The organism is Mesorhizobium sp. M2C.T.Ca.TU.002.02.1.1, assembly GCF_003997225.1.
Window position 1 is genome coordinate 1 of record NZ_RZTO01000640.1, and the last position, 3,643, is coordinate 3,643.

At 64.9% G+C, this 3,643-nt stretch carries 6 protein-coding genes; 1 reads left to right on the forward strand and 5 read right to left on the reverse strand.

Annotated elements, in window-relative coordinates; translation table 11 throughout:
- From EOD07_RS26620 to EOD07_RS26630, 3 genes are all read right to left on the reverse strand, one after another.
- The coding region (locus EOD07_RS26620; RefSeq protein ID WP_281059087.1) for an SRPBCC family protein at window positions 1–300 on the reverse strand (300 nt) is incomplete at its 3' end.
- Window positions 301–372: 72 nt separating this feature from the next.
- Complete coding sequence (locus EOD07_RS26625) at window positions 373–882, reverse strand: GNAT family N-acetyltransferase (protein ID WP_245470505.1); 510 nt, start codon at window positions 880–882, stop codon at window positions 373–375.
- Complete coding sequence (locus EOD07_RS26630) at window positions 882–1,637, reverse strand: copper homeostasis protein CutC (RefSeq protein ID WP_127237531.1); 756 nt, start codon at window positions 1,635–1,637, stop codon at window positions 882–884. Before EOD07_RS26630 ends, EOD07_RS26625 begins: the two co-directional genes overlap by 1 nt.
- 194 nt (window positions 1,638–1,831) lie before the next feature.
- Between EOD07_RS26630 and EOD07_RS26635 the strand changes: the two genes are divergently transcribed.
- Window positions 1,832–2,287, forward strand: coding sequence for a carboxymuconolactone decarboxylase family protein (locus tag EOD07_RS26635; RefSeq protein ID WP_127237532.1), 456 nt, complete (start codon window positions 1,832–1,834; stop codon window positions 2,285–2,287).
- A gap of 36 nt (window positions 2,288–2,323) precedes the next feature.
- On the opposite strand, the gene EOD07_RS26640 is transcribed toward EOD07_RS26635, so the two are convergent.
- Both EOD07_RS26640 and EOD07_RS26645 read right to left on the reverse strand, forming a co-directional pair.
- Window positions 2,324–2,752: a cupin domain-containing protein gene (locus EOD07_RS26640; RefSeq protein WP_127237533.1), complete on the reverse strand. Its 429-nt coding sequence runs from the start codon at window positions 2,750–2,752 to the stop codon at window positions 2,324–2,326.
- 69 nt (window positions 2,753–2,821) lie between these two features.
- The coding region (locus tag EOD07_RS26645) for an MFS transporter (protein WP_127237534.1) at window positions 2,822–3,643 on the reverse strand (822 nt) is incomplete at its 5' end.

A 3,643-nucleotide genomic window follows, 5' to 3' on the forward strand; every position in this document is an offset into this window, starting at 1 on the left:
CCCCGCCCGCCACAGCCCGTCGAAATCGCCGAAGGTCTTCACCACCACCAGCCGGCCGGGTATGAGCTCGGCAGCCTCGATGATGAAGTTCAACTCATAGGGCAGGGCGCCGCGCGCTCTCGCCCTGGCGCGGGCGCCGACGACGCCCTTGCCCTTCTTGTCGAGCGGCTCGACCTCCTTGTAGGCGTCGCCCCACCAGAGCGGCAGAAGCTCAGCATCCGACAGCACGTCCCACACTTGCTGCGGGGTGCCTTCAGGGATGTCCCAGCTCTCGTCGAAGCGGAAGACGTTGCTCGCCATGATGTCGCCCCCGGCAGCGGAGCGGCTATATTAGCTTCGGCTTGTTTTCCTGGCCAGCGTTGAGGCGGGCGCTCAGGTGGCGATGGGCTTTGCCCAATAACGCACCGACTTCTTGCCGCCGTGGATCACCGCATCGCCGACCTCGGCGAAACCGAGCGCGGCGTGGAAGGCATCGGAGGCCGGGTTGGGCGGATCGGCGTTGACCTCGCAGGTGACGATCGCATGCCCGGCGCGCCGGGCCTGCTCGAACAGATCCTCATAAAGCCGGCGCGCATGGCCGCGGCCGCGCGCCGTAGCCGCGACCACCACGCGGTCGACATAGACGAAGCGCGGATAGCGCTGGCGAAACCAGAGGAAGTTCGGGCTGTCGTAGTCTGCATCCTGGTCGAAGGTCATGATGAAAGCCTCGAGCGCGCCGATGCGGCGCGTGTAGAAGGCTTGGCTGATGAGGAAGGACAACCGATCCGCCTCCAGCCAGGACAGCTCGGCCGCATGCTCGTTGTTGAGCGCGAGTATGGCAGCCTCGTCGGCGGGCGCGATGCGTTCGATCGGCAGCGATTCCTTGCTCATCGTGTCAGCCATCAAGCCCTCGCGGCCCTGATCGTCGCCGCCACCTTAGCTTGGTCGGTCACCGTGTTGCGATATTCGCGGTCGAGGTCGGTGCCGCCCATGCCGACATTCGGGTTGCGGTAGCGCATGGCGCTCGGAACATCGGCAAGCGCTGCAAAATGCATTTCGGTCAATCCGGTGCGTCTGCGCACCTCGCCGATCGTGTCCGGCGCCAAGGCGCCGCAGCCGAGGATGATGATGCGTTTGCCCGCCTGGCGGACGAGTTGCGCCAGAAGCTCGATGCCTTCGACCGCCGTGTCACGCTGGCCGCTGGTCAGTACGCGGCCAACCTTGCAGCGGATCAGGGCTTCGAGCGCCTCGGCCGGATCGCGCGTCATGTCGAAGGCGCGGTGGCAGGTGACGTTGAGCGGGCCGGCGGCCTCGACCAGCGCGCTCATGCGCGCCTCGTCGATGGCGCCGTCGGCGGTCAGGCAGCCGACGACCACGCCGGCGACGCCGAGCTCGCGCAGCGCTTCGACATCGGCAAGCATCGAGCGGTATTCGGTCTCGCTGTAGAGGAAATCGCCGCCGCGCGGCCGCACGATGACGTGAAAGGGGATGGTCGCGCTTTCGAGCGCGGCGCGCACCGTGCCCAGGCTCGGCGTGATGCCGCCTTCGACCAGGCTGGCGCAGAGCTCGACCCGGTCGGCGCCGGCGGCCTGCGCGGCAAGCAGCCCGTCAATGCCTTCGACGCAGATTTCGATCAGGGGTCTTTGCGTGTCCGCCACCGGTTTCCATCCATGCTTTTGAAAAGATGGGCAGCCCTAGCACCGGGCGGGCCGCCGCGAAAGCCGCAACCATCGGTCCAGCCGTGCAACCCGCCATCCATACAACTCGCTTGACAATGCATAACTGCAAAGTTATGGATAACTCATAACTGAAAGGTTATTGATGCGAACCTAATTGGCCGAGGAGACCGACAATGGAAGCGAGATTGAAGAATCCGGTGATGCTCATTCCCGGCGCGCTGCAGGCGCTGCTGGCGCTCGACAAGTCGACCGAAGCCGGCGACGTGCCTTATGTGACGCGCAAGCTCATTCACCTGCGCGCCAGCCAGATCAACGCTTGCGCCGTCTGCGTCGACATGCACGCGCGCGAGCTGAAGAAGGCGGGCGAGAAGGACGAGCGGATCTTTGCCGTGTCGGCATGGAGGGAGACGCCGTATTTCACCGACGCCGAACGTGCGGCGCTTGCGCTGACGGAAGCCGCCACGCGGCTGGCCGACCGCTCCGACGCTGTGCCGGACGATGTCTGGGACGAGGCTGCTCGTCACTATGACGACAAGGCGCTCGCCGCTTTGGTGATCCAGATCGCGCTGATCAACGCCTTCAACCGCCTGAACGCCACCACACGGCAACCGGTGGGCGCCTGGGCGTGAGGCGAAAGGCCCGCTTCGAGGCGGATACGCTGCCGGCTACTGCTTCAGGATGGTGTTCTTGGCGCCTTGCTCGATCTGGTCGATCACCAACAGCTTCACAGGATCGGTGCCGATATTGGTGGCCTGGTGCCATTGGCCGATCATCTCGATGATGAAGTCGCCGGTCTTGTAAGTGTTGGCGGCGCCGGTCTCGACATTGGCGACCTTGAGCGTGCCCTGCTCGACATAGGCGTAGCGCGGGAAGGGGTGCTTGTGCACCGGCAAGGTCGCGCCCGCCGCGATCTGGTAGGACGAGACCTGAACCTCGACGTTCTTTTGCGGCAGCGTGATCGGCTGGCCGGACGCGGTCGTGGTCTTGGACGCCAGCGGCGTGACGACGACCGGCGTGTTCGAACTGTCCAGCGCGTTCGCGCTGGTCGTGAAAAATGCCGCCGCCAAAAGCAGCGCCGCCGTGATGTTGCGCATGAGGTCCCTCCAGAGGCTGCCAACTTCGCGCGGCGAGCCCCGAGGTGCAAGCTTTGGCTGAAGGAATAGCTAACGTTTGGCCCGCTCGGGCTTCGGCGGCCTGAGCAACAGGGCAAACGGCACCAGCAGCGCCGTGGCGATCGCGCAATAGAAGAAGACGTCGACATAGGCCAGCAGCGAGGCCTGGCGGCCGATCTCCTGTCCGATCCAGCCGACGGCCTGCTGCCTGGCTTCGACCAGCGGCGACCCCTCGGCGACGAAATGGTCCGTCACCTGGCGAAGCGTCTGCTGATAGGTGTCGCTCGATTGCGCGGTGTGGCCCACCAGCACCGACTGATGGAACTGGGCGTTCTGGGCAATCACCGTGTTGGACAGCGACACGCCGATGCTGCCGCCGATGTTGCGGGCGACATTGATCAGCGAGGATGCCTGGTCGGTCTTTTGCGGCGGCAGGCCGACATAGGCGGCGGTGGAGATCGGGATGAACAGGAACGGCAGGCCGATCATCATGTAGATGCGCGCATAGGCGAAGAAGCCGAAACTGGCGTCAGGCGTCAGCGAGGTCATGTGCCAGAGTGCGACCGCGACCACCGCCATGCCCATCATAATGAGATAGCGCGGCTGGATGACGCCGGCGGCAAAGCCCGAGATCGGCATCAGCATGAGCATGGCGATGCCGCCCGGCATCATCGACAGGCCCGAAAGAGTGGCGGTGTAGTCGAAGGTCGTCTGCTGCAGTTGCGGCAAAAGCTGCGTGGTGCTGAAGAGCACCGCACCAACCGCCATCATGACCAGGAAGGACATGCCGAACTGCCGGCTGAACAGCAGGCGGATGTCGACGATCGGATCGCGCCTCGTCCACTCCCAGGGGACGAGCAGGAGGAACGACAC